The 25,942-nt window shown below is 62.0% G+C and carries 21 protein-coding genes; 13 read left to right on the top strand and 8 right to left on the bottom strand.

The genetic code is table 11. From position 1 onward, the window contains the following. Positions 1-154 precede the first annotated feature (154 nt). Positions 155-556 (top strand): hypothetical protein, encoded by a 402-nt coding sequence (locus tag AWB81_RS11945; RefSeq protein WP_062635448.1) that lies wholly within the window; start codon positions 155-157, stop codon positions 554-556. Between the two features lie 15 nt (positions 557-571). On the opposite strand, the gene AWB81_RS11940 is transcribed toward AWB81_RS11945, so the two are convergent. Further along, on the bottom strand, positions 572-1,264 hold the full coding sequence (locus AWB81_RS11940; protein ID WP_062635476.1) for an aspartate/glutamate racemase family protein: 693 nt from the start codon (positions 1,262-1,264) through the stop codon (positions 572-574). A 141-nt stretch (positions 1,265-1,405) separates the two neighbouring features. On the opposite strand from AWB81_RS11940, the gene AWB81_RS11935 reads away from it, so the two are divergent. After that, positions 1,406-2,044, top strand: coding sequence for a LysE family translocator (locus tag AWB81_RS11935; RefSeq protein ID WP_062635447.1), 639 nt, complete (start codon positions 1,406-1,408; stop codon positions 2,042-2,044). Here AWB81_RS11935 and AWB81_RS11930 read toward each other — a convergent pair. The 6 genes from AWB81_RS11930 to AWB81_RS11905 form a co-directional block, all read right to left on the bottom strand. Further along, positions 2,041-2,751 carry a TetR/AcrR family transcriptional regulator gene (locus tag AWB81_RS11930; RefSeq protein ID WP_062635446.1) on the bottom strand — a complete coding sequence of 237 codons (711 nt, stop codon included), beginning with the start codon at positions 2,749-2,751 and terminating at the stop codon, positions 2,041-2,043. The two genes, AWB81_RS11935 and AWB81_RS11930, sit on opposite strands and share 4 nt — an antisense overlap. Then, on the bottom strand, positions 2,752-4,182 hold the full coding sequence (locus AWB81_RS11925; RefSeq protein WP_062635444.1) for an efflux transporter outer membrane subunit: 1,431 nt from the start codon (positions 4,180-4,182) through the stop codon (positions 2,752-2,754). 11 nt (positions 4,183-4,193) lie between these two features. Beyond that, positions 4,194-5,324 (bottom strand): ABC transporter permease, encoded by a 1,131-nt coding sequence (locus AWB81_RS11920; protein ID WP_062635474.1) that lies wholly within the window; start codon positions 5,322-5,324, stop codon positions 4,194-4,196. Between the two features lie 8 nt (positions 5,325-5,332). Continuing rightward, on the bottom strand, positions 5,333-6,277 hold the full coding sequence (locus AWB81_RS11915) for an ABC transporter ATP-binding protein (protein WP_062635442.1): 945 nt from the start codon (positions 6,275-6,277) through the stop codon (positions 5,333-5,335). Continuing rightward, the gene (locus AWB81_RS11910; protein ID WP_062635472.1) at positions 6,274-7,224 is read right to left on the bottom strand and encodes an HlyD family secretion protein; all 951 of its coding nucleotides are present in this window, start codon (positions 7,222-7,224) and stop codon (positions 6,274-6,276) included. The genes AWB81_RS11915 and AWB81_RS11910 overlap by 4 nt, the downstream gene beginning before the upstream one ends. A gap of 305 nt (positions 7,225-7,529) precedes the next feature. Next, a complete protein-coding gene (locus AWB81_RS11905; RefSeq protein WP_062635439.1) occupies positions 7,530-9,050 on the bottom strand; it encodes a DHA2 family efflux MFS transporter permease subunit in 1,521 nt (506 codons plus the stop codon). A gap of 308 nt (positions 9,051-9,358) precedes the next feature. Between AWB81_RS11905 and AWB81_RS11900 the strand changes: the two genes are divergently transcribed. The 6 genes from AWB81_RS11900 to AWB81_RS11875 all read left to right on the top strand — a co-directional run bounded on the left by AWB81_RS11900 (position 9,359) and on the right by AWB81_RS11875 (position 17,043). Continuing rightward, positions 9,359-12,013 carry a PAS domain-containing hybrid sensor histidine kinase/response regulator gene (locus AWB81_RS11900; RefSeq protein ID WP_062635437.1) on the top strand — a complete coding sequence of 885 codons (2,655 nt, stop codon included), beginning with the start codon at positions 9,359-9,361 and terminating at the stop codon, positions 12,011-12,013. Positions 12,014-12,217: 204 nt separating this feature from the next. Further along, positions 12,218-13,603 carry a sigma-54 dependent transcriptional regulator gene (locus AWB81_RS11895; RefSeq protein WP_062635435.1) on the top strand — a complete coding sequence of 462 codons (1,386 nt, stop codon included), beginning with the start codon at positions 12,218-12,220 and terminating at the stop codon, positions 13,601-13,603. A gap of 537 nt (positions 13,604-14,140) precedes the next feature. Further along, complete coding sequence (locus AWB81_RS11890; RefSeq protein WP_062635433.1) at positions 14,141-15,187, top strand: GHMP family kinase ATP-binding protein; 1,047 nt, start codon at positions 14,141-14,143, stop codon at positions 15,185-15,187. Then, positions 15,184-15,765 (top strand): D-sedoheptulose-7-phosphate isomerase, encoded by a 582-nt coding sequence (locus AWB81_RS11885; protein ID WP_087134907.1) that lies wholly within the window; start codon positions 15,184-15,186, stop codon positions 15,763-15,765. Before AWB81_RS11890 ends, AWB81_RS11885 begins: the two co-directional genes overlap by 4 nt. Continuing rightward, positions 15,732-16,493: a nucleotidyltransferase family protein gene (locus tag AWB81_RS11880; RefSeq protein WP_235025770.1), complete on the top strand. Its 762-nt coding sequence runs from the start codon at positions 15,732-15,734 to the stop codon at positions 16,491-16,493. The genes AWB81_RS11885 and AWB81_RS11880 overlap by 34 nt, the downstream gene beginning before the upstream one ends. Next, positions 16,483-17,043 carry a D-glycero-alpha-D-manno-heptose-1,7-bisphosphate 7-phosphatase gene (locus tag AWB81_RS11875; RefSeq protein WP_087134906.1) on the top strand — a complete coding sequence of 187 codons (561 nt, stop codon included), beginning with the start codon at positions 16,483-16,485 and terminating at the stop codon, positions 17,041-17,043. Before AWB81_RS11880 ends, AWB81_RS11875 begins: the two co-directional genes overlap by 11 nt. A 1-nt stretch (position 17,044) precedes the next feature. On the opposite strand, the gene AWB81_RS11870 is transcribed toward AWB81_RS11875, so the two are convergent. Further along, entirely contained in the window at positions 17,045-18,268 is a 1,224-nt protein-coding gene (locus AWB81_RS11870; protein WP_235025769.1) for a glycoside hydrolase family 71/99 protein, read from the bottom strand. Positions 18,269-18,501: 233 nt separating this feature from the next. Here AWB81_RS11870 and AWB81_RS11865 point away from each other — a divergent pair, with 233 nt between their 5' ends. From AWB81_RS11865 to AWB81_RS11850, 5 genes are all read left to right on the top strand, one after another. Continuing rightward, positions 18,502-20,721 carry a polysaccharide biosynthesis tyrosine autokinase gene (locus tag AWB81_RS11865; RefSeq protein ID WP_062635425.1) on the top strand — a complete coding sequence of 740 codons (2,220 nt, stop codon included), beginning with the start codon at positions 18,502-18,504 and terminating at the stop codon, positions 20,719-20,721. Between the two features lie 186 nt (positions 20,722-20,907). Further along, entirely contained in the window at positions 20,908-21,966 is a 1,059-nt protein-coding gene (locus AWB81_RS11860; protein ID WP_062635418.1) for a glycosyltransferase, read from the top strand. A 17-nt stretch (positions 21,967-21,983) separates the two neighbouring features. Continuing rightward, on the top strand, positions 21,984-23,429 hold the full coding sequence (locus AWB81_RS11855; protein ID WP_235025768.1) for a DUF6418 domain-containing protein: 1,446 nt from the start codon (positions 21,984-21,986) through the stop codon (positions 23,427-23,429). Position 23,430: 1 nt separating this feature from the next. Next, positions 23,431-24,669, top strand: a complete 1,239-nt coding sequence (locus AWB81_RS45675) for an MATE family efflux transporter (RefSeq protein ID WP_159938877.1) — start codon at positions 23,431-23,433, stop codon at positions 24,667-24,669. After that, positions 24,666-25,919, top strand: coding sequence for a glycosyltransferase (locus AWB81_RS11850; protein ID WP_062635411.1), 1,254 nt, complete (start codon positions 24,666-24,668; stop codon positions 25,917-25,919). Before AWB81_RS45675 ends, AWB81_RS11850 begins: the two co-directional genes overlap by 4 nt. Positions 25,920-25,942 lie beyond the last annotated feature (23 nt).

Genomic DNA, 25,942 nt, shown 5'->3' with positions numbered 1-25,942 from the left:
CTTTGCAGCGCAGCTTCCGCACCGCTGAGAAGGCCGTTAACACCTGGTGCGATCAGGTCAAAATCGCCGCGTAGAAACTTGACTCGACTGCTACAAGATCAATTCAGTCAAGGAATCTAGACTGCGCGCCGCGCATCGACTGTCGCCTGTCAGCATGTACGCGCCGCCGAGCGGTTTTTTCGGCTACATGGACCTGAACGCGAAGACGGGCTCGCATTACATGCTTGGCGGCGCGACGGTCGAGCAAGTCGAGTTTCATGACAAGCTGCAGATCGGCGCGGATTTCATCTTGTTCTACGGATTCTCGTATGTGTACCGGCGATGCCTGATGAAGCTGTCCTCATTCGACGATCTCGATCTTTGCGACGACGAATCGTTCATCAGGAAGGTGGTGACCGCCGGCTGCAAGACGATTGCCGTGGACGACCGCGACGGTTCGTGCCTGCATGTCATTCATCCGGCGTCGACGTCACGCTGCTTTTCGCGTTACATGATCCCCGCCTTCATGATGCCCAGGACATTTCCGCAATACGAGGGCTTCCCGGCTTTCGGATAAGCCCGTCACAGGGCGTCAAAGCAGTGCTTTCGTCACCGCCGCCTGCGCATGCAGCGCAGTGGTATCGAAGACGGGGATGGGAACATCGTCCTGCGAGATCAGCAGGGTGATCTCGGTGCAGCCGAGGATCACGCCCTCCACGCCTTCGGCTCGCAGTCCCTCGATGATGCGTCGGTAGGCATCGCGCGATTCGTCGCGCACGATGCCATGACACAGTTCGTCGTAGATGATGTGATGCACGAGCGCTCGCTCCGCCGCTGCGGGCACGACGACTTCGATGCCGTGCCGCTCCTGCATGCGGCCGCGATAGAAATCCTGCTCCATGGTGAATGCGGTACCGAGCAATCCGACGCGGGTCACGCCCGCTTCGTGCAGCGCGTGAGCAGTAGGGTCGACGATGTGCACGAGGGGAATGTCCAGCGCGGCTTCGACCGCGGGCGCCACGCGATGCATCGTGTTCGTGCACAGCACCACGAAATCCGCACCCGCGGCCTGCACCTGCAACGCGGCCGACTTCATGCGCTCTCCGAGTTCGTCCCAGCGGGCTTCGTGCTGCAACGCCCTGATCTCCTCGAAGCTCACCGTGACCATCACGCTTTGCGCGTTGCGATGTCCGCCGAGCCTCTCTTTCATCTCCTGGTTGACGATGCGGTAATACTCGGCCGATGATTCCCAGCTCATCCCGCCAATCAACCCGATTGTTTTCATGTCGATGTCCTTTGCGTGCACCGGACGCACTATAGCAACGTGTCTTGCCATGCGAGCATGGACAGTTGGCCGTCGCGCGACCGGAACACCTGTGGCACATTCGTGCCATCATGCAGATGCTGCTGGTCCAGGAGACGACAAATGAATGCCTCAGCCGCCGTATTCGCCATCCTCGTCGCGTTGTTGCTGGGCGCGATGATCCCCGGTCCGAGCTTCGTGCTCGTGGCGCGCAATGCCATCAGTCTGTCGCGGCGCGACGGCCTTGCCACCGCGCTCGGCATGGGCGTGGGCGGCATCTTCTTCGGCGGCATCGCGCTGGCCGGGCTTTACACGCTGCTGCTCGCCGTAGAGTGGCTGTATGTTGCGCTGAAGATCGCCGGCGGCCTGTATCTGATCTATATCGCGTCGAAGATCTGGCGGGGTGCATCGCAGCCGCTTTCGGTCGACGAAGGCACCCGCGCCGATGCACGCATCACCCGCAAGTCCTTCTGGGTCGGTCTCACCACTCAGCTCAGCAACCCGAAGACCGCGATCTGGTACGGCAGCATTTTCGCGGCGCTGCTTCCGCAGCATCCGCCGTTCTGGTGCTATATCGTGTTGCCGCCGCTCGTGTTCTGTATCGAAGCGGGGTGGTACACGATCGTCGCGCTGGGTTTTTCGAGTCGTCGTCCGCGCGAGATCTATCTTCGCGCGAGGCGGTGGGTCGATCGTATTGCCGCCTGCGCCATTGCGGCGCTCGGACTTCGGCTGATTTTCACTGCCGGAAAGAGCGGCATCTAGGAGCGCGATGCCCCCGGCAACTGCCGCCCCACTTTCTTGCGGGCAGCGGGCGTGAAGACGCCGAAGAAGAACAGATCCAGCGCCTTTTCGAGCGCTTCGCGCGGCGTAAGGCCCGTGCGTGCAAGCATCGCCGTGTCGTGCACGCCTTTGGCGACCTGCAGCCAGTACTCCGCGAGATAGGTCACGTCGATATCGGCGCGAATCATGCCCTGTTCGACCCCGAGACGCATCACGCGGCCGAACACCGTCGGAATATTGCGTTCCTTGATGGCCTGAATTTCGTCGAAGAGTTGCGGCGCGAAGCGATTGAGGTCCTGCAGGAAGTCCGGCGACATTACGCCCACATGTTCGGCGACGACGCGAAGCAGCGCTTCGAGTTTCTCGGGGAAGGCGCCGGGGCCATCGAGTATTGCCGTGACCTGGCGACGGATCGAGACGCCCGTCGCGGCGATGATCGCGGCGACCATCGCGTCCTTCGACGAGAAATGCACATAGAGCGTCTTCTTGCTCATGCCGAGCGCCAGAGCAAGCCGGTCCATCGTGAGCCCGCTGTAATACTCGCGCAGCAGGATGTCGCGCGCGGCCGTGAGAATGGTTCCGGACGGCCCTTCGTCGAAATCGACCGGAGGAAAGGCGGGCTGCGTAGCGATTTTGTGTGCTTCTGTCGAAGCAGATGGCCGGTCCGAGGGCTCGTTGTCACGCGGCATCTAGCGCTCCTGTGCGAGCGCGTCGGCCTGCGTTGCGCCGCCAAGAGACTGGAAGAGCGCTGCGGTATCGGCGAAACGGTCGGCTTGAGCGCGTGTGCGGTCGAGCGCGGTCTGCAAGGTCTGGCGTTCTGCATCGAGCACGCTGAACTGGCTGACGCCTCCGGCCTCATATTGTGCATGGGCGATGTCGAAGCTCGCTTGCGCCTCGCGTGCGGCATCTTCGCGTGACTGCAGTTCTCGCGCGTCGTTCTGCAAGGCGGTCAGCGTATCCGCTACCTGCTGGAGCGCCTGCAGGACCGTCTGCTGGTAGGCCGCAAGTGCTGCGTCGTACGCTGCCTGCGCCGAGCGCTTCTTCGCACGCAACTCGCCCCCGTGAAATAGCGGCTGCGCGAGGTTCAGCCCGATGTTCCAGACGTTCAGTCCGCTCACCACGTCCTGAATATTCGTGCGCTGGGAACCGATGCCTGCCGAGAGCGAAAACTGCGGATACAGATTGGCCGTCGCCACGCCGATGTTCGCGCTCGCCTGATGCAGCAGCGCTTCCGAAGCGCGGATGTCGGGCCGTTCGCGCGCGAGCGTGGAGGGCAACGTGAGCGGCACGTCAGCGGGCAACTGGAGCGAGTCGAGCGTGAGCGCGTCGAAGTTTGCCTTCGACGGCGGCCGCCCGAGGAGGATGGCCAACTGATGATCGGCCTGGGCGAGTTGCGTTTCGAGCGGCGGCAGCGAGGCGCGAGTTTGCGCGAGCAGTGTACGCTGGCTGCGCACGTCGAGTTGCGAGACGCCGCCCGCCGCATGACGGGCGTCGACGATCGCAAGCTGCTGCGCCTGTGCATCCGTGAGGCGACGGGTCAGCGAGATCTGCTCCTGAAGCGATGCGCGTCGCACGGCGGACGCCACCACGTTCCCCGCAATCGAGAGGCGCGCCGCTTCGAGTTCGAAGCGTTCATAGTCGACCTGCGCCATCGTTGCCTCGAGCGCGCGACGGTTGCCGCCGAAGATGTCGAACGTGTAGGACACGCTGACCGAAGCGTCGAACAGCGAGAACGGCCCGGGGCTGCTCACGTTCGGAATGCCGAAGGAAGCAAGATTGACTTGCTGGCGCGTACCTGAAATCGTAGCGTCGACGGAAGGGAATGCGGTGGCGCCCGCTTGCGCGTTGTAGTTCTCGCGTGCCTCGATCAGCTTGGCGCGCGCTTGGGCGAGCGTCGGGCTCTGTTGCAGCGCTTCGTCGACAAGACGATCCAGCGCATCCGAGTGAAAGCGGTTCCACCACATCGGCGTGGCGGTGTCGGCGGCCGGGAACGTTTGCGCTGCGCTGGCCGGCGCATCGCGCGTATAGGGCTGGGCTTCGGGCGGTGCGGGCGTCTGGAAGTCCGGACCGACCGCGCAGCCGAAGAGCACCATGACGGACACGAGAACGAGTTGTTTCATGGCAGTGTTTCCTAGTCGAGCGTGCGACGATAGAAGCGCAATGCGATGCCCATCACGATCAGCGTGAAGATCATCATCGGCCATACCGAAGGCCAGAGATCCATCCAGCCGTTCCCCTTGAGCAGGATGCCGCGTATCAGGCGGTTGAAGTAGGTGAGCGGCAGCAGGTTGCCGATGAACTGCGCCCACTTCGGCATGCCGGCAAAGGGAAACATGAAGCCCGAGAGCAGGATGTTCGGAAGGAAGTAGAAGACGGTGAGCTGCATCGCCTGCAACTGGTTCTGGGCGAGCGAGGACAGCGTGATGCCGACCGTCAGGTTCGCCGCGATGAAGAGCAATGCAGCGAGATAGATGGCGACCGGGCTGCCGACGAACGGCACGTGAAAGACAAAGTACGTCGCCACGAGGATGATCGTCGCCTGAATGAGGCCGATGATCACGTAGGGCACGATCTTGCCGGTCATCACTTCGATCGGCAGGACGGGCGTCGCAAGCAGGTTCTCCATCGTGCCGCGCTCGCGTTCGCGCGTGATCGCGAGGCCGGTCATCATCACGAGTGTCATCGTCAGGATCACGCCCATCAGGCCCGGCACCACGTTGTATTGCGTGATGCCTTCGGGGTTATAGAGGCTATGGACCTGCACGCCGAATGCCGCCGGACTGCCGTTCAGATGCGCGAGCGCGCCCGTGATGTCCTTGTCGGCGACCGGCTGCACGAGGCTCGGCAGCGCGGCGACGGCGGTGTCGGTCGCGGTCGGGTCGGTGGCGTCCGCTTCTATGAGAAGCGACGGACGCTTGCCTCGCAGCAGGTCGCGCGAGAAGCCTACCGGTATGTTCAGCACGAACTGCACGCGGCCTTGCGCGAGTGCGCGGCGGCCGGCTTCCTCGTCGGGCAGCGTTCCCACGAAGTTGAAATAGGCCGAGTTCTTCATCGCTGCGATGAAGCTGCGGGAGAACGCGCTGTCGTCACCGACGATGACGGCGGTCGGCAGGTGCTTCGGATCGGTGTTGATGGCGAAGCCGAAGAGCGCGAGCTGGATGATCGGCAAGCCGACGATCATGCCGAACGTGACGCGGTCGCGCCGCAACTGGAGGAATTCCTTGAGGACGATGCTCCACCAGCGCGTGAGCGAAAAAGCCATGCGCGCGCTCACGATGGCGCTCCAAAGTTGTCCTTCGAGTGGCTCATCAGATAGATGAACACGTCTTCCAGGCCGGTATCGATTTCCTCGATGACGAGCGGCGTGCCTTTCGTCGCCTTCCTTACCGCGCGTTCGAGCGCGGCGTGATCGCGTCCGCTCGCATGCAGCGCCGAGCCGAACACGACGGTCTGATCGACGCCGGGCGCCGAGCGCAATTGCTCGGAGAGCTTGCTCAGATGTTTACCGTGAATCGCCCATGTGCGAAGGTCCTGCGCTTCGATCACTTCTCTTGCGGTCCCCTTCGCGAGCAGCTTGCCGTAGGCGATATACGCGAGCTTGTGGCAGCGTTCCGCTTCGTCCATGTAGTGTGTGCTGACCAGCACGGATATGCCGCGTGCCGCAAGCCGGTGCAGTTCTTCCCAGAAGTCGCGGCGCGCGGTGGGATCGACGCCGGCGGTCGGCTCGTCGAGCAACAGCAGTTTCGGTTCGTGCAACATGCAGGCGGCGAGCGCGAGCCGCTGCTTCCATCCACCGGAGAGCGAACCCGTGAGCTGGTTCGCCCGGCTTTGCAGGCCGAGCCCTTCGAGCGAGCGGTCGACTGCTTCACGCCGGTTTCGCATCTGATAGATCCGCGCGACGAAGTCGAGGTTTTCGCGGATCGTCAGGTCCTCCCAATACGAGAAGCGCTGCGTCATGTAGCCCACGTTTCGTTTGATCTGCGCGCTTTCGCGGCGGATGTCGTAACCGAGGCAGGTACCGGTGCCGGAATCCGGCGTGAGCAGTCCGCACATCAGGCGGATCGACGTCGTCTTGCCGCTGCCGTTCGGTCCGAGAAAGCCGAAGATCTCGCCGCGCGCGACTTGCAGCGAGACGTCGTTGACGACGTGCTTGTCGCCGAAGTGCTTGTTGAGGTTCTGGACATCGATGACGTTTTCGGTGGCAGGTGCGGTCATTGCAGTGTCACCGTGACGGGTTGGCCGGGATGCAGCTTGCTGGCATCGGCAACCGAGGGATGCGCCTCGACCATGAAGACGAGCTTCGAGCGGCTCTCGTTGCTGTAAATGACGGGCGGCGTGTACTCCGCCTTGTTCGACACATAGGTGACCTTGACGGGGACATCCGCCGCGCAGCCATCGCAATGCACGGTCATCGCGCGCCCGGCCGCGATATTCCCCACGATGCCCTCGGGCACGAAAAGGCGCACCTTCACGTTCTGCGGCGGCAGCATCTGCACGACGGGACTGCCCGCCTGCACCCATTCGCCGGCTCGATAGAGTGTGTCGTAGACGAGGCCATCGGCCGGTGCCACGATGCGCTTCTGGTCGAGTTTCCACTGTGCCTGTGCGACGGATGCCTGGGCCGCTGCCACTTGCGCCCTTTGCCCGGTGATCTGTTGCGAGCGGCCGGGCAGGCGCGCCACTTCGACCTGGTTCGTCAGCTCGCGCACTTGCGCCGCGGTCGCATCCGCGTTGGCGCGAGAATCGTCGAGCTGCGCCTTCGGGATGCCGCCCACGCGGAACTGCGCTTCGTCGCGTGTGAGTTGCAAGGAGGCTTTGCGCGCATTGGCCTGTGCCTGCGCCAGTTGCGCGCGGTTCACGTTGACTTCGGGCGCGCGCTTGCCCGTCTCGATGTCTGCGAGTTGCGCGCGCGCGGCGGCGAGTTGCTGTTGTGCTCCTGCTAGTGCAGCGGTTTCGTCGATCGATTCGAGCGTGTACAAGGGCGCGTTGGAACGCACGGTTTGACCGCGCGCGACCGACAGTTGTGTGAGCGCACCGGACTGCGATGAAGCGAGATACACGAATTCGCCTTCGATATAGCCCTGGTACACGTTGCGATCGTCACGCGAGCAAGATGACAGCAGGAAGACCGCGCAAAGCAAGGCGAAATGGGTGCCGTTCATCGGCAGCTTCGCGTGCGCAAGATTCGGGTTCATTGGAGTCGGCTTCCGTGTCGGGTTCGTTGCACGTTGCAAATGTTAATCAGCTATCCGAAATAAATAGTGCGCTTGCGTGATGAAACCGAATAAGCGCACCTCCGAATGGTCGTGAGTGGCGTTCTAATGAACAGTCGAAGCGGGCTCGACTCATCCTGCTACAGTCGCGATGGAAACTATTATCGACGTTATAGTTTCCCAGGTCAATCGCGGAAACAAGTAGCCTGTCACCCGTAGTGGAATTCGTAACTTAATTAAAAGCTACGTAATCTCTAAGGTTCAGGTCGTTCGCGCGCCGTATCCGCGGCGTCTTTCCTGGGCAGCAGCAGATAAGCGCTGGCCGCACTCGCGAAGGCGAGTGCGGCGGCAATGACCAGCACGAAGCGGTATCCCGATACGAACGACTCGCCGACCGCCCGGGCCACGCCCGGATTTTCGCTATGAATGCCCGCGAGCAACGCGCGCTGCATATAGACCGCGTGTCGCGCATCGGCGCCCAGCGCAAGCGCTTCGAGTTTTTGTTGCAGCGCGCCGTCGAAGCGAACGGAGAGCACGACTCCGAATACGGCAATCGCGAGCAACCCGGCGATCCGCGAGACGGCGTTGTTCACGCCGGATGCCACGCCAGCATCGTTCATGTGAACCGCGTTCATGACCGTCGTCGTCAGTGGAGCGACGCAGATCGCCATGCCGAGACCGAGCACGAACATTGGCGGAAAGATCGTGGTCCAGTATGAAGCGTCGGTCCTGGCCGATGCGGACCCAGCAAGCCACGCGAATCCCGCAGCGACGACGAGCGGCCCGACGACGAGCGGAAGTCGTGCGCCGTGGCTTGCGATCAGGCCGCCGGACCAGCGAGAGAGTACAAAGATAAGAAGAATGAGCGGCAGTAGCGCGGCGCCTGCCTCCGTGGCGGTATAGCGTTCGACCTGGATCAGGTGGAGCGGCAGGAAGTACAGCGTGCCTCCGAAAGCCGCGTAAAGAAACAGCGTGATGAGGTTCGCGCCGGTAAACGTGAGCGACCGAAAGAGCGCGAGCGACACCATCGGCGACGCGGAGCGCGCCTCGACGACCACGAAGAGACCGAGCGCGACGACTCCGCACACTGCGGTCGCCGCGACGATGGTCCCGCCGCGAGCGGCTTCGATGAGCGCAAAAGTCACGCACCCGAGACCGGTGCAGGCGAGCAGGGCGCCCGGCCAGTCGAGCGCTCGCGGCATCGAATCGTTGCGGCTTTCGGGAACGCTGGAAAGTGTGATCCACACGACAACGGCGGCGAGCGGCAGGTTGATAAAGAAGACCGCGCGCCACGAAAACTGCTCGATCATCCAGCCGCCCGCGACCGGGCCGAACGCCGCCATGATCGCGGTGAATGCAGACCACGTTCCGATAGCGTGGCCGCGCGTTTCCGCTGGAAACGATGCGCTGATGAGCGACAGGCTGCCGGGCACGAGCAGTGCCGCGCCGATGCCCTGCATCGCGCGAGCGGTGATGAGCGTGTACACCGTTCCGGCCAGACCGCACCACGCCGACGCTGCCGCGAAGATCAGCACGCCCGCGACGAAAACCTTGCGGCGGCCATAGAGATCGCCGAGCGATCCGCCGAGAAGCAGGAGCGAAGCCAGCGTCAGCGCGTACGCTTCGACGACCCACTGGAGGTTGCTCGCCGTCGCGTGAAGGCTCGCCTGCAGCGCTGCCAGCGCGACGTTCACGATGGTCCCGTCGATGAACGCCATGCTCGACCCGAGGATGGCTGCGAGCAAGACGCCGGTGGTGGTGGTCGGCCGGATCATGGGCCCTACGATTGCTTGAGCCGGCTTGATAAATCGATTCGCAGACGCTGCATCCAAGTCCTCTTTTCGAAGGGTCAAGCCATTCTCAGTTTAAAAGGGCGCGTATGGGCAGTTGCCAGCATAAACACACGCACGTTCGATTGTCAGAAATGCAGAAGTTTTGTTCACCCCATGAAGGGACGTCGTCGTGTGACTAAACCCGCACGCCCATTCGCCACTGTGCTGGCCCGGGTGTTCGGCGTATCGTATGCTCTAACGGGCGAGAGCCTTCGTTGCAGCCGCTTAAAACAGTCTTAGAGAGCGTTGCCATGGCCGAAGACACCCAGTCGACAAACGACTACCCCGCGCAGGGTACCGAGGATCCTGCGCCAGCCCGGTTCCTTCCGGCGTTCGTCTGGCGAGCGTCGCGCGACGGCGGCATCCTCTACGCGAATCCGTGGGCCTGCCTCTATCTCGGCGTACCTTACGACAAGCTGCTCGGGCAGCACTGGAAGGTATTCGTCTATCCAGACGACATCGCTTTCGTCATCGACGCGGTTCGTCAGATGACAGGCCGAGCACTGCTGCGCAACGTCGACGTGAGGCTCATGCGCGCCGACGGGGTGTTCCGCTGGCACACGCTGCATCTCCAGGCGACGCGCGACGAGCTCGGCGGAATCGCCGATACGGTAGGCGTTGCAATCGACATCCACGAATGCAAGCACGCGTGGGAGCTGTACGAAGCAAGCGAGCGGCGTCTTCAGGCCGCATTCCAGGGCGCATGCATGGGCGCCTGGGAATGGGACATGAAAACGCGCGTCGTGCGCATGACCTCGCAGCTCGCGAAAATCTACGACTTCCCCGAAGGCACCGACGCCGTGACGCTCGCTGAGCTCACGGAGCGTGTGGCACCCGCGTATCGCGACCTATATCAGCGCAAGCTCGATGCGGTCCTGCAGCATCATGCGCCGTTCGAACTCGATTTCCTGCTCGACGAACGGATCGCACCGCAGCGGTGGCTTCGCATGCGCGGACATCCCGAGTACGACCACGAGGGGTTGCTCGTGCGCGTGTACGGCGTCACGTTCGACATTAGCGAGCATCGCATTCATGAAGAGCGGCTGAGCCTGAGCGAGCGGCGCTATCGCGCGCTGGTCGAATCAACCGGGGCGATGGTCTGGTCGGCGACACCGGATGGAAGCGTCAGGCCGGCGGGCGGTTCATGGGACGAGTTCGCGGGCGCCGATCCTTCGTGCGTCGCGGGCTGGGGCTGGATGGAACTCGTTCATCCGGAAGATCGCGAGATGGCTCGCGAGAGCTGGCAGAACGCGTTACGCCGGAAGACCACGCAGTCGCTAACGTTCCGGCTGCGCCGCAAGGATGGCGTGTATCGGATTGTCGAGGCGCGCGCGGCACCGCTTTGCGATCAGAACGGCAATGTTCAGGAATGGTTCGGCACGACGACCGACGTGACGGCCCAGTACGAGGCCAAGGCGGCGATCGAAGCGCGCTCGCTGAGGCTCAGGGTGGCGATGCAGGCCGCCAGGCTCAGTATCGCGACGCTCGACCTGTCCGACTGGGTGCTCTCCATCGAAGACGGCGGTGACCGGCGACGGACCGAACGCGTGCCCTACATCGCCGCGCTGCAACGGGTGCACGAGGAAGACCGGGCCGCGCTCGACCGCTATATCCGCCGCCTTGCGAACGGCGAGAAGCCAAGCGCCAACTTCGAATTCCGCCTGAACAATTCCGAGCGCGAGCGATGGATAGAGGGCAGCGCGCTGCTGCAACTCAGCGCCGCCGGCAAGCCGATGCGCATCATCAGTTCCGTCATCGACATCACCGAGCGCAAGCGCCTCGAACTCATACTGCGCGAGTCGAGCCGTCGCAAGGACGAGTTTCTCGCGATGCTCGCGCACGAATTGCGAAATCCGCTTGCGCCCTTGCGAACAGTCATCGCGCTGATGCAGAAGGATGTCCCGCTCGGTGATCGCGAACAGGACCTCGTCGGACTGATGCAGCGGCAGGTCGAGCACATGACGCATATCGTCGACGACCTGCTCGAAGTGTCGCGTATCACGCAGGGTCGTATTGCGCTGAAGCGCGAGCCGATCCTGGTGTGCACCGCGGTGTATCACGCGGTCGAGGCGGTGGCCGGCATGGCACAGGCGCGCTCGCAGCACATGCATGTCGAAGTGCCCGACGCTACCAACTGGGTTTTCGGCGACGTCACCCGGGTCTCGCAGATTCTCGTGAACATCCTTAACAACGCGATCAAGTACACGCCGGAAGGCGGCAGCATCAGCGTCACCGCTCATGCCGACGATGCGTGGGTGTCGATCGTGATCGGGGATACGGGATCGGGCATTTCGCCCGATCTGCTGCCGAAGATCTTCGATCTCTTCTCCCAGGGCGAGCGCACGCTCGACCGGTCGGAAGGCGGACTCGGGATCGGCCTGTCGCTCGTCAAGAAGCTGGTCGAAATGCACGACGGGCGAATCTCCGTGCAAAGTCCCGGGCCGGGTCTGGGCACGACGGTCGTCGTCGACCTGCCGCGTCTGCATCATCAGGAACGTCATTCGGGTGCGACGCTTTCCGCTCTCGACGAACAACCGGAAGCGGCCGTGCGCCGCATTCTGATCGTCGACGACAATCGCGATGCCGCCGATTCCCTCGCGATGCTCTGCGAGACCGAGAACCACATCACAAGGGTGGCGTACTCGCCGGCGGAGGCGCTCGACGTGGGGCAGGAATTCAAGCCGGATGTTGCGTTGCTCGATATCGGGCTTCCTGGCATGGATGGCTACGAACTGGCGAGGCGGTTGCGCAAGAAGGGCGAGACGACGCCGCTTCTGATTGCGATCACGGGCTATGGACAAGCGGAGGATCGCATGCGCGCCCAGGCGGCGGGCTTCGATCTGCACTTCGTCAAGCCGGTGAATGTGGAAAGCCTGCTGAAGGCGCTGTCGGCGCGCGCCGCGTGAGTCGCGCCCTGAACCGACGGGCCGCCGGTAGCATTTTCCTGGGCTGTTTTTGGCCTGACGGCAATTAGTCCCTCAAAATCCTTTATCGCCGAAGCTGCATTGATCTAAAGATTTCACGGCGGTGAAACGTTTGCCGTCCATATCCCGAATCGCGTGCGAAAGGCATACTGCTTCCTCATAACTAAAAGCATTGAGAGAAGGAAAATGACCGGGGAAGCAAGGAAGCTCTATTACGTGGGACTCGCATTGAGTCCCGATCTGCACGCGCGCCTGAAGGACCGGCAGTGGGACGTCGAACTGGTCGATCCCGGCAAGCGCGCCCACGCAACGCGGCGCATCACCGGCGCCAGCGCGGGCATCCTGGATTTCTCCGATTGCCAGTTTCCGCGCGACTGGCCCGTCATCGAGGCCTTGCTCTCTGCTCCGTCGATCGGCTGGATCGCGATCGGCCACCCCGAACAGGTCATGGAGGCGGGCGCGCGGAAGGTGATCCGCGACTTTTGCTTCGATTATGTGACGCTGCCGAGCTCGAACGAACGTATCGTCGACGCAGTCGGCCACGCCTACGGCATGTTGACGCTGCAGGACGCGGACGGGGGCAACGCGCCGACGCGCGCGGAAGACGAGATGATCGGTTCGTGCGACGCGATGCTCGCGCTCTTCCGCTCGATTCGCAAGGTCGCGATGACCGATGCGTCCGTGTTCATTTCCGGCGAATCGGGCACCGGCAAGGAACTCACTGCGGCGGCGATCCACAAGCGTTCGGTGCGGCGCAACGAGCCATTCGTCGCGATTAACTGCGGCGCGATTCCGGCGCACCTGCTGCAGTCTGAACTCTTCGGCTATGAGCGCGGCGCGTTCACCGGCGCGAACCAGCGCAAGATCGGCCGTGTCGAAGCGGCCAACGGCGGCACGCTCTTCCTCGACGAAATCGGTGACCTGCCGCTCGAAAGCCAGGCAAGCCTGCTGCGCTTCCTGCAGGAGCGCAAGGTCGAACGCCTCGGAGGTCACGGCTCGACGCCCGTTGACGTACGCATCATCTCGGCGACTCACGTCGACATGCAGACGGCGATGATCGAAGGCCGCTTCCGTGCCGACCTGTATCACCGCCTTTGCGTGCTGCAGATCGACGAACCGCCGCTGCGCGCGCGCGGCAAGGACATCGAACTGCTCGCGAAGCACATGTTCGACCGGTTCAAGAAAGATGCGAGCCGGCGTCTTCGTGGGTTTTCGCCGTGCGCTATTGCCGCGCTTCACAACTACGGCTGGCCCGGCAACGTGCGCGAACTGATCAACCGTGTGCGGCGTGCACTCGTGATGTCGGAAGGGCGGCAGATCACCGCGCGCGATCTCGAACTGGGCGAATACGTCGAAGTGGCGCCGGTGTCGCTTGCGCAGGCACGCGAAGCAGCCGAGCGGCAGGCGATCGAACTTGCGCTCTTGCGTCATCGTGGACGCCTCGGCGACGCGGCTCACGAACTGGGGATTTCGCGCGTGACGCTGTATCGCCTGCTCACCTCGCATGGTTTGAGATCCTCGACGCTTGGCGTCGGAACCCCGGAGACGCATTGCGCGCGCCCTGCCGCGTGACTTGCTTGCCTGTTCATCACATGCGCGCACAGGTGCCGTGCGCGCTAGCCACGATCCGGGACGATCTCGCGCATACGCCAGATGCCCCGGACTCTTCCCGACAGCGAGTCAAACGTTTGCGTGCGACCTCGCCTCTTAAGCAACGCTTAGACACCGAATCAGATTCCGAGAGGCCGCAATTGCGCTCGTCGCGTTCGATGCCGTCGTGATTGTCTAAAGTTAAGCGCCCGTTCAAAAGCGTCATTCAACGTGCGGAGACGCACTCATATCCGCCAGATCCATGCTGCACAATGCGCCATGTAATCGGTTTCGCATTGGCACGGAAATCCTGGCTCCATTTGCCGATGCGCTAAGCGAAACAAGAAATCGTAGAGAGAATGCCTGGCTTGAACGGGGAATAACCAGAAAGTGACTTATAGACTGATAGATAAGGTATCCGAAAGAAAAGTGGGGTTTGGTTCGTTCATGCGCTAATCGCTAAAGCGCGGGCGATCACGAATTCGCAAGTGGCGATGTACCACATGGCGAGAGAATATTATGACTAGCTTCATCGCCCGATCGCGGGCTCCGCTGCGTCTGGGGCTGGCGGGCGGCGGGACGGACGTGCCACCTTACTCGGACCAGTTTGGCGGCCTTGCACTCAACGTGACCATCGAGAAGTTCGCCTATGCGTCGATTGCGCCGCGTGACGACGCACGAATAGAACTAGTTGCGGCCGATACCGACATATCCTGGCGCGGTCCTGTCGCGCCCGAACTTGCGACACGTCCGGGTCTCACGCTGCATGTCGGCGTGTACAACCGGATCGTCAGGGACTTCAACGGCGGACATCCGCTTGCGCTCACCATCACGACGTGTTCCGAAGCGCCGCCGGGGTCAGGCCTCGGGTCGTCGTCCACCATCGTCGTCGCGCTGGTTCAGGCGTTCTGCGAGCTGCTGTCGCTGCCGCTGGGCGAATACGATATCGCCCACCTCGCGCACGACATCGAGCGTGTCGATCTTTGTCTTGCAGGCGGGAAGCAGGATCAGTACGCGGCGACCTTCGGCGGCCTGAACTTCATGGAGTTCTACGGCGACCGGGTGATCGTCAACCCGCTTCGAATCAAGCAGGAAACCAAGGCGGAGATGGAGGCGTCGCTGGTGCTTTACTTCACCGGCGTCTCGCGCGAATCGGCGAACATCATCAAGGAACAAAGCGCCAACGTCGCCAATGGCGAGAGCGATCCGCTTGCCGCACTGCACGAAGTCAAGACCGAAGCGGTTCGCATGAAGGAAGCCGTGTTGCGCGGTGACTTCCATGCGTTCGCGCGTTCGATGGCCGACGCCTGGGAATCAAAAAAACGCATGGCCAAGAATATCTCGAATCCCATGATCGATGAACTCTATAAAGTCGCGATCAATGCGGGCGCCAAAGCCGGAAAGGTGTCGGGTGCGGGCGGCGGCGGCTTCATGATGTTCTTCGTCGACCCGGTGGACCGGCCGCGGGTCATGCGCACGCTAAGCGCAAACAGCCAGCTCAATGGTCACGTGCTCAATTGCACGTTCACCGATATCGGCGCTCAGTCGTGGAGAAAAAAGCTATGACGATGACTGTCACTGGCGAGATCGACAAGACACTTTCGGTTTTGCAGGCGCTGATGGCCGATAGCGAATTGATCAAACGGGTCGGGGAGATCGCCGATCGCATCACGGCTGCGTTTCGTGCGGGCAACAAGGTTCTGCTCGCAGGAAACGGCGGAAGCGCGGCGGATGCGCAGCACATTGCCGGGGAATTCGTGAGCCGCTTCTGCTTCGACCGACCCGGGCTGCCCGCGTTTGCGCTTACGGTCGACACGTCGGTTATGACGTCCATAGGCAATGACTACGGCTACGAAAGGCTCTTCGAGCGGCAGATACAGGCATCGGGCCGCGCTGGCGATGTGTTCTGGGGATACTCGACCTCGGGCCGATCGCCCAACATCATTCGCGCGCTCGAAGCGGCCAGGGCAGCCGGCATGTTGACGGTGGGCTTTACAGGTAACAGTGCAGGCGCCGCGCAGATGCGCGAACTCGCGGACATCTCTATCGACATTCCGTCGCCGTCGACGCCGCGAATCCAGGAAGCGCACCTGCTTTGCGGTCATATCATATGCGGCATCGTCGAAGAGAAGATGTTCGGATGAGCGAAGTACTGCCGTGCCTCATTCTCGCGGGCGGACTCGGCACGCGCTTGCGTTCGGTCCTCGGCGACGAGATGCCGAAGGCATTGGCGTCGATCGGCGGCCGGCCGTTCCTGTCATGGATGCTGCATGGGCTTGTGCAACAAGGCGTGCCTGAGATCGTGCTAGCCATCGGGCATGGTCAGCGACATATTAGGGACTTCGTCGCGACATCCTGTGGCGGCATCGAGGTGTCGTTCGTCGAGGAGCATGAACCGTTGGGAACCGGTGGCGCAATCGTGCATGCGCTGCGCTCTCACGGCGCGCCCGACATGATCGTGATGAACGGCGATACGATCTCTAACCTCGATCTGCGCGGTCTGTCGGCGTTCCATCGATCTTCGAAAGCGGATCTTGTGATCGCGGCGACAACCGTGGCGGATGGTTCCCGCTACGGCACACTGACCTTCGATGCGCAGACCAGGCGACTTTGCGCGTTCCATGAAAAGCGTGAAGGACACGGTTTCATCAACGCCGGGACGTACGCGCTCAAGGCGGCAAGCGTTCTAGAGTGCGAATTGCCCAACCGATTCTCGTTTGAGCAGGACTTCCTGGCCAAACGCGTTGCTTCGATGGACATGCGCGTCTTTCCCGACGTGACGGAGTTCATCGACATCGGCATTCCGCAAGACTATGCGCGCGCTCAGACCGTCATTCCTCAAATGCTCGAGGCCAACGATCGTGAAGCGTAAAGCGCTATTCCTCGACCGGGACGGCGTGATCAATGTCGACTTCGGCTATGTTCACCAACCCGAGCAATGCGTGTTCGTCGCAGGTATCTTCGATCTCGTTCGTCAGGCAAATGAAGCCGGCTATGCCGTGATCGTGGTGACGAATCAGGCTGGCATCGGACGTGGCTATTACACGGAAGCGCAGTTCGTGTCTTTCATGCGATGGATGAGCGATCGGTTTTCTCAAGAAGGCGCGACGATCGACAGGGTCTACCACTGCCCGCATCATCCCGACGCAGCGTCGGGCGCATACAGGCAATCCTGCGCATGCAGGAAGCCCTTGCCGGGAATGCTTGACGCGGCGCGGCATGATTTCTACCTGGATATTCCGGCTTCAATTCTGATCGGTGACAAGCAATCGGACATGGAAGCGGGACAGCGTGCGGGAGTCGGTCATCGCTTATTTTTCGGTTCAAAAGACGAAAGCGAAATATTGGACGGCGCGCTAAGAATCGATGCCTTGCTAGACGCCTTTTCATTGCTAAAGGGAAGATCAGCCGCAAACGGATGAACTACTCAGACTTGATGGGTGGCGAGATCACGTTTTGCATGAACGGCTTGCCGACCGCCTTGAGAAAGTAAGGATTGGACGATGGCTCCGTCAGAGGGATCGACGTGACGGAAGGCGCATAACGTCCGACGAGTCGGAACGATTCGGGACCCGCCTGCTCATAGAGCTCAAGATGATCGACGGTCTCAGGATGGCTAAGGGAAACGGCCAGCATCTGGCCCGTGCGGCGCGCGTCGATCTTCACGCAACTTGCGATACCGGTTTCGAGCGCGCTGCCTTCCTCATAGTCGTTCCAGGTGACGAGCTGAAGGAATGGAATCTGCTGATGCGCACTGTAGTGCTCGTTGAGAATCCGGAAGCTTTCGAGCCACGTCCTGCCGCAGTCCTGGGCAAGCACGTGCGGAGAAGCGGTGGCCCAAGGCGCCATCGAATCGTCGAAGCCTTTCCACACACCGCCGACAGCGATCTTTGAGGGCTGGCTCGTTGCCGTGTTGTAGAAGACGTCGAGGCCGGTGAGATCGGCTGGGTCGCCTTTGGCGCGTGCTTTCGATTGCGCCTCTACCCAGACGAAAGCGCCTTTGCTTGCGGGAAGATTAAGACCATGTGCATGGATATGGATCCAGAGAACGTCGGGGCGCGCTGCCTGTATGCGGGCCCAATCCGCGTTGCCCACGGCCTCCATGCCGAATTCGAAGACGACTGGCCGCCCGTCATGGCGCAGATATTGGCGCGAAGGAAAATACTCGCGCGCCATGTAATCGAGTTGATAAAGAATGGTCTGGTTGAGGTCGCAGCCTTTGCACGCGTTGAACTTGAACGTGCCGCTATCCACCATCATCGCAAAGCTCATCTTGGGGAACGCGGCAAGCGCAGGCATCGACGCCTTCCAGGCGGTATCAACAAAATGCCCTTCGCCGTACCAGTCGACGATCACGCCGTCCACGCCGCGCGATGCCATGTCGTCAAAAGTGCGTTGCGCCTGACGCGGATCGTCGGAGCGATAGCCTACGTCGAGGCCTCGCGGACTCGGCCCCCACCAGGGCAAGTAGTGCGCGAGTACCTTGGTCGTGCTTCCCGGGTAAAGCAGCGAATGAACATCGACCTTAGACACCGATGCCGTGCCGGCGAGATTTCCATTCGACGAGCCCTTGAAGAGCGGGCTTGCGGAAGTGTTGGGCGCATTGAGCGTTGAGACGAAATCGGCGGCGACAGCACCGACTGTCAAAGCGGATATCGAGAGCAGAACGGCAAGCGCTATGGGCCTAAGCATGTCTAAGAGAAGCCGGTCGATTAAATGATGAGAGGATACGGTCTCTTAGTCCCTAAACCATGTTGGCTTGCCAACAGAATGCCGTTAAGCGCTGTGGTCTCATGTTATGACATGTTTAATTTTCTCCAGGCATCGCCGCTCAAGCTAGAGGCGTGCTTGCATCTCCTGCGAAAAAACGGAGTCTATGCATGAGCCGCAACAGACCTTTCCTTGACGACGATCTTGGATGGAACAACAAGGGGTCGCGTCAAGGAACCAAACTGTCCCTGCTCGACATGATCGAAAACGTCTTCGACCATAAACGGATCTTCATAGGCGTCTTCTTCGCGTGTCTCGTGCTCTCTGTAACGTACATCGCGCTCTCCGCGCCGGTTTATTCCGCTGATGCGCTGATCCAGATCGAGGAACGGAAGGCGAGCACGCTCGGCTCGCTCTCCGATGTGTCGAAGGCGCTCGATATCCAGGACTCGCCTGTCGTCGGGGAGATCGACATCGTTCGCTCGCGTACCGTTCTCGCCCAGGCAATGGAGACGACCGTCGCGCAGGCCGAAGTGTCCGTCAAGAATCGCTTGCCGCTAGTCGGCGCATTTCTTGGCTCGATTCTTCCCAAGGAACCCAGTGGACTTGTCGCGCCTTTGATCGAAGAACCGTTCTGGGCCTGGGGCGGAGAGGCGGTCGAGTTCAAAACCTTCGACGTGCCGGATGATCAGCTAGGAAAAAAGCTGGCGCTCGATTACGCAGGAAACAACAAATGGACACTCAGGGACGCGGCGGGTAACGAATTGCTGAGCGGGATCGTCGGCGCGCCGAGCACTGCCGCGGGCTACACGGTGAACGTGCAGAAGATGGTTGCGCGTCCCGGCACCGAGTTCACGGTGCAGCGCTTCTCGACTCAGGCACGGCTCGAACAGATCCAGAAAGTCTTCAACGTGGTGGAGACGAAGCGGCAATCGAACATCATCCAGCTCGCGTTCGAAGATCCGGACCCGGTGTTCGCGTCGCGCTTTGTCAACGCGGTCGCGGCCGCTTATCTCGAATCGAACGCCAGGCGCCACGCGGCGGATTCAGAACGCAGCCTCGCGTTCCTGAACGCGCAATTGCCGCTCGTCAAGGAGCGCGTGCAGAAGGCCGAGCAGGCGCTTAACGACTATCGGAACAAGGAAGGTACGATCGACGTGCAGGGCGAAGCAAAGATGCTGCTCGACGAATCGGCGCTGGTCGAGAAGTCGCGCCTCGAAGCCAGGCTGGTCTATCAGGACCTTGCGCAGCGCTTTACTGGTGAGCAGCCGCAACTCGTCGCGGCAGCCAACAAGTTCCGCCAGCTCGATCAGAAATCGGCGGAACTGCAAGGCAAGATCGCGCGGCTTCCCGCGATGCAGCAACAGTACTTGCGCCTCGCACGTGATGTCGAAGTGAACAATCAGTTGTATGTGGGCCTCTTGAACAACGCGCAGCAGTTGCAGATCGCACAGGCCGGGGCGATGGGCAATGCGGCACTCGTCGACAAGGCAGTGCCTCCGCAAAAGCCTGTGCGCCCGAAGCGAGTGATCGTCGTGCTGCTCGGCGCCGCGTTCGGCGCGGTGCTCGGCTTCCTCGCGACGCAACTCATTCCGCTTCTGTCCGGGAGCATCCGCGATCCCAAACGGCTCGAGTCGATGGTCGGCATTCAGACGCTCGGCGTACTGCCCATCTCGCCGCACCAGCTCGAAGCGAGCGTTTCGAACATCCCGCGGTTCATGGTGAGCAAGGAGCAATCGGACACGCCGCTCGTCGAGGCGATGGACTCACTCGCGCATTCGCTTCAATACAAGCTTGCATCGACGGCTGGCGCGAAGGTCGTGCTGGTGACGTCGGCCGTGCCGGGACAGGGCAAGTCGATGATCTCGGCCAATCTCGCCTATCTGTATGCGGAAAAGGGTTTGAAGACGCTCCTGATCGATGCGGACATGCGCAAGTCGACCATCGAGCGCTACATGCAGGTCAAGGGCAGTCACGGGCTGGCAGGCGTACTGCAGGGAACGATTGCGCCCGGCAAGGCGATCACCGAGCCGTTCGAGAACCTGCACGCGCTTCCTGCAGGCAAGCACGTCAGACACATGCGCAAGCTCCTGGGCTCGGAGAAGGTCTCCGCGCTCATCGAATCGATGCGCGAACAGTACGACATGATCGTGATCGATTCGCCGCCGGTACTTCCTGCGGCCGATGCCGCCGTGATATCGCGCTTTGCCGACGTGACCCTCTTCGTGGCGCGACAGGGGAAGGTGAGCTATTCGGAAGTGGTCGAGTCCGTCTCGCGTCTCTCCAAAGTGGGCACGGAGGTGGACGGTCTGGTGTTCAACGGCTTCGAGCCGTCGCCGCTGCGCTATGGGTATTACTCGGACGCCTACCGCTACCTCGACGGAGCCTGAGCCCGCCGGAAAGAATCAGCAAAATCGAATGAAGCGACAGGCGCGACTCTCGCGCTGTCATGGAGAACCGGCGGCATGGATGCAATCAGCAAATCGTTGTTGAACAAGTCGGGGCCTCTGGAGGAGACGACGAGGACGCGCGTCGTCTGGTTCCTGGGACCTCGGCCGGCAAGCTGGAATGGGGTTATGCGCTACAGCCTCGATTGCCTCGAGATCATCAAGACATTTGACGACTTCACGGTCGAATCCATCGACATCCCTGCCGCGCCGCGCTCGCTTAAGCGCTACTGGACGCATTTCGTGCTTTATCCGCTGCGCGCGATGCTCGCAGCGCGCTCGGCCGATCTTATCGTGCTTTACCAGGAAGACATGGCGTACATGATCCCGTTCGTGCGGCTTGCGCGCGGGAAGGTATGCATCGTGATGCATCACGTCATCTTTCCCGATCGTACGCGCGGAATCGTCGAGACGTTGAAGGCCCGCTACATGCGCATGCTGCAACCGCTGATCGCCAAGGCCGATCTCGTTGTTTCGACGACGGGCGTTACTGTCAGCGACGGGATCGAGGAGCTCGGGATCAGGCCGGATCGCATCGAGCTCGTGCCTAACGCTTTTGACGAAAGGATCGTGCCGATTGATGCCGGCGTGCGGCAACGCGCTCGGGAGCACTTGCGCGAGAAGCTGGGTGTTGCGATCGGCGACGAAGCAGTATTTCTCAACGTAGGGACAGACGAAACGCGCAAGAACAACGCTGCCGTGTTTCGCGCTTTGGCGGAACTCGGCCGCAAGGACGTGATGATGCTGCGCGTCGGCAAGGCGCAGAACGCCGCGAACCGCAAGGAATGCGCGGACATCGCCCGCGATGCGGGCATCAAGGCGCATTTCATCGAAGGGGCGAGCGATGAAGACCTGGCGTTTTGCTATCAGGCGGCTGACGCCTATGTGTCGCCGACGCTGCACGAGGGCTTCGGGCGCACCGTGATCGAAGCGCAGCTGGTAGGGCTTCCGGTGATCGCTTCCGATCTGCCTGTGTACCGGTTCACGATGGCGGATTCGTTTCTCGCCGTGAGCGAACCGACGCAGACCGCCGGCTGGCGCAGGGAGATCGAGCGGATCTTGAAGGACGAGCAATTGCGCCGCACGCTGGCGCAAAGCGGCAGGGCGAATGCACGGCGCTTTTCCAGCGCGGCGGTCAGCGCGGACCTGCACCGCGCACTGCGTCGTGCAACACAGCAGCAGGTGTAGGGGATCAAAGGACTCTGATGGGAGCACACCAATCGATGCGAGCGGGAAATTCAGGCGCGGCGGCGTACTCCGCTACCGGTCTGATCTTTCCCGCGTTCTATGCGCTCGCGTTCCTGACCAACGCGGCGCTGCCGTCGCTCGGTCTTGCGCCGTACAGCGCGACGGGAGCGCTCGCACTCGCGGGCGTGGGGCTCGTCGCGCTGGTCATTGCGCGGCCGGTGTTTTCGGTGTCGCTGCTCTATCTCTTTGCCATCAGTCTGTCAGTGTTCGTCGCGGGCGTCGGCATCGAGAGCGGCGGCTATCTCGTCGAGACCGGGGTGCAGGGTGAAGCAACCGGCGCCTTCGGCCGGCTCCTTTGGTTCTATCTGGTCTTCGTGGCATGCGCTCTCGTCGGGTTCAACTATCTGTATCGCGAGGATCGCGTGCGTGGGCCGGTCGTGCCGCGCATGACGGCGGAGCAGGGCAGCATCGCGCTCGGGCTCGCGCTTGGCGCGGCCGTGATCGCAACGGGCGTAATAGCCGGTGCGACGGAAGGCTTCGCGCTGCTCAAGGGCGTCAACCGATTCGCTTTGCGCAACGACAGCGCGGATGCCGGGCCGCTCTTCAACCTGTTTCTGAACAATCAGTTGTTCGTCGCCGTGCTGCTCGGCACGTTCTGTTCGGCGCCGAACCGCATGGTCAGGTGGACCGCGATCGTGATGATCGTGGCGGACGTGGCGCTTCTGGTGCTGCACGGCGAGCAGTTCATGTCGGTGCTGGGCGTGGGTCTCGCGGTGCTCGTGCCGTTCATTGCCATCGAAGCCGCGAACGGCGAGCGCGTGGTTCGCTATCTCGGCATTGGCGCGGCAATTGCGCTCGCGCTTGGCTGTGCGTCGGTGTTCTATGCCTACAAGGGACAAGGGCTCGACCTGTCGGACACGGTCATGTCGCGCGTCTTGCTGCAAGGGCAGGTCTGGTATGTAGTCGACAGCGACGCTGGCCTCTTTGATGCGCCCACTGGCGGCGCAGCCGCATTCACCCGCGTGCTGAGTTCGCTGGCATCGCCCGCGGCGCCGACGTTCTTCAGCGACCGCGCGGTCAGCGGTCTGCGCGACGTGATGCTCGCCTACGGAACGCCCGACGTGCTGCGCGCCTACGTTCACGACGACGTGACGTTCACGATGGGGCAGATGGCGGTGCCCGTCTACTGGTTCGGCTTCGCGGGCGCGGCGCTCTTCATTGCATTCACCGGCGTCGTGTATGGCGCCCTCGCGGCGGCTCAGATTGTCGTGACGCAGCGAGGCGGTGTCGTAATGCTATGGCTCGTGACAAAGATCGTCTCGTATGCTGGCTTCGGTTTGCAGCAGGGCGAGTACTGGAATCTGTTTGGCTTGCGCACGCTCGGATACGTGCTGATCGCGCTCGCCTGGTGGTATTGCGTCGATGCCCGCGCTCCCGGGTTCCATCGCCGCATACGGGGATAACGTGAACTCGCTAGTGCAGCTCCTCTTTTCGTCGTTCTCGGGTGTGGTCTGCGAGAAGGTAGTCGGCGCGCTCGCGGCAATCGCAAGCAACCATCTGTTCGCGAACATTTACGGAGCGCAGCTTTTCGGGGAGCTTCAGTTTGCGCTGTCGCTTGCTTATGTGGTCGGCAGCGTGGCGCTGATCTTTGGCTCTCCCACCATCGCACCGATCCTCGGGAAGCATCGACGCCTGCGGCACATCGTCTTTTATCGGACCTTCCGTTTGCGCCTGACGCTGACGGTCGCGGTGATGATCCTCTTCATGGCGGCCGTGGCCATCGCGATGCCATCATCGAGCGCGACGGCGCTGACCCTCATCGCGGCATTGGTCCTGATCGTCGAACCGCTCGCGCTTGGCTCGCTGATGGCCTATGCGGAAACCAAGCCGTGGGTCATTACGCGGGCGAAGGCGTACGCGAGCGGCGTGCGCGTGCTGTGGCTGCTCGGCGCGGCCCATGCGTCGGTCGGTGCAATCGTTGCTTCGTTCGCGTGGCCGCTCGAAGCTTGCGTCGCTGCGGTAGCGCCGTTCAGCCGTTATCGGTCGCTTGCGTTCCGCACGCCGAAGTCCTTTATAGGCGATGCCATCGTCACCAAAACGCTCGTCTTGCGCGGGCTCAAGATCTGGCCCGCGATAGCGGCGAGCGTCGTCGTGCTGCGCATGGATCGCTTGCTGCTCGGCGTGATGATGTCGAAGGCCGATCTCGGCATCTATGCGGCGGCAGCATCGCTCGTCGAGCAGTGGAATTCGGTCGGTACGACTCTCGCGCTTGCGCTTGCTCCGTCGATGGTCTACGCCGCACGCAACGAACGGCAACTCGTCGCGAGGGCGAGCAAGCTCGCGCTCTATCTGGCCGCGGTTGGTGTGATCGCGTGGGTCGGCAGTATCTTCATCGGGGAACGCGCGTTCCTGCTCATCTACGGACCGGCTTTCCAAGCGGGCGTGCCGGTCATGATCTATGCGACTGCATGCGCAATCGCCACGTTTGCCGATGCGGGACTCAGCACCTGGCTCGTGGCGGCGCGCCGCTATCGTCTCGTCATGATCAAGCAGGCGATGACCGTCGCGGCCATCGCGGCTGCACCGGTGGTCATGCCGCGTTCGCTCATGATGTACGCGCCGGCGACGGGCACTGCGCTGTCGCTCGTGTTGTTCTGGGCGATCACTTTTGGGTTCGCACTTCACCGCACGGAGCGCGCATGAAGATCTGCCTCAGTGCCAATCGCTTTCCCCCGAATGTCGTTGGCGGCGCCGAAGTGATGGTTCACGCGCTCGCGCTGCAACTGAGCGCGCGCGGACATGAAGTCAGCGTGCTCACCTTGTCCGATACGCGGGCGGGCAGCCGCACGGTCGTCGATGGCATCGACGTGCATCTGCTTCCGAACGTGAACGTGTACAACCAGTTTGCCCATACCGAGCGCGGCTTTCTCAAGAAGACGCTGTTTGGCGTGATCGACCTGTTCAATCCGCTCGTGTTCGTAATGGCGTTGCGCAAGCTCAGGCAACTGGACGCCGACGTACTCTGCACGAACACGCTGAAGGGCCTTGGGCCGGCGATGTGGATCGCGGCGTGGTTGCGTCGTGTTCCAGTCGTGCACATCAATCACGATTACTGGCTCGTGTGTCCGCGTTCGACGATGTTCAAGAACGGACATTCGTGCTCGACACCGTGCGGTCAGTGCCGGAGCTTCGCACGACCCAAGGCATGGCTGTCGCGTTTCGTCGGTCACTCGGTTAGCGTGAGCCGGTTCGTGGAGGAGCGTCATCGCGAACTCGGCTTTTTTGCGGGAGGCGAGCGGACCGTGGCGCATAACGCGCCCGCGAGGATCTCGTTCATCCCGAGGCGACCGGGTGCGCCGGGGACGCCGTTTCGCATCGGCTTCATCGGACGCATCGACGAAACCAAGGGCATCGCGCCATTGTTCGCGAGCGTCGAGCGCGCGAACGTCCAGGGGATCGAACTGCACATCGCCGGCAGGGACAAAGAAGGCTTCCTGCCCGATCTGATTCGCCAGTACCCCGGCCTCACGGTCAAACACCACGGCTTCATGGACCGGGAGGCGTTCTACGAAATGGTGGACCTCGTCGTCGTCACCTCGATGTGGGACGAACCGTTCGGCATCGTCGCGATCGAGCCGTGGGAGTTGGGCAAGCCATCGATCGCGTTTGCTTCGGGCGGCCTGCCCGAGGTCTACGAAGGCATGCCGGAACTCGTCGTACCGAAGGGCGATACCGGTGCGCTCGGGGCACTGATCGGACGATTGGCGACGGATCGCGCCTTCTATGCGGACATGGCTTCGCGTTGCCACGCGCAACGCGAACGTTTCGTGCCGCCGAAGCAGGCGCTCGAACTGGAAAGGGTATTGACGTCGGCAGTGACGGCGCGTTTCAGAACGGCGCGTTCGCGACGGGACATCGATCGCAATGTCGAGGCCGATGCGTCCGACAAATAGCAAGCGGTGTAAAGAACAAGCAC

Source organism: Caballeronia arationis, from assembly GCF_001544975.2.
Taxonomy (GTDB): Bacteria; Pseudomonadota; Gammaproteobacteria; order Burkholderiales; family Burkholderiaceae; genus Caballeronia; species Caballeronia arationis.
Note: the sequence above shows the minus strand (reverse complement) of the source record. Positions and strands in the feature narration are given on the sequence as shown.